Here is a 319-nt window from a genome sequence, read left to right on the forward strand (position 1 = left end):
GGGTTTGGACGCATCACGGAGAATCGGATTCGGCAGCGTAACGGCCAGATAAGCCGCCTGCCGTGCAGTCAGCTTGGATGCAGGGCGTTTGAAATAATGCTGGGCAGCGGCCTCAACGCCATAAATCCCGTCTCCCCATTCGACGATATTGAGATAAATCTCCATCATCCGGCGTTTGGAAAGAATCAATGAAGCGCCTTGAGCCAGCGGAAATTCCAGCGCTTTGCGCACATAGGAGCGCCCGTTCCAGAGGAAGAGATTCTTCACCGTCTGCATCGGAATGGTCGAAGCGCCACGGCTTGGCTCACCGTCGCTGCTG

At 56.1% G+C, this 319-nt stretch carries 1 protein-coding gene; it reads right to left on the reverse strand.

Translation table 11 applies throughout. The features are described 5' to 3' along the window. Positions 1-319, reverse strand: a 319-nt coding sequence (locus HBA93_RS20045) for a biosynthetic peptidoglycan transglycosylase (RefSeq protein ID WP_221724449.1), incomplete at both ends; no start/stop codon positions are given.

It is taken from the genome of Ochrobactrum sp. SFR4 (genome assembly GCF_019730395.1).
Classification (GTDB): Bacteria; Pseudomonadota; Alphaproteobacteria; order Rhizobiales; family Rhizobiaceae; genus Pseudochrobactrum.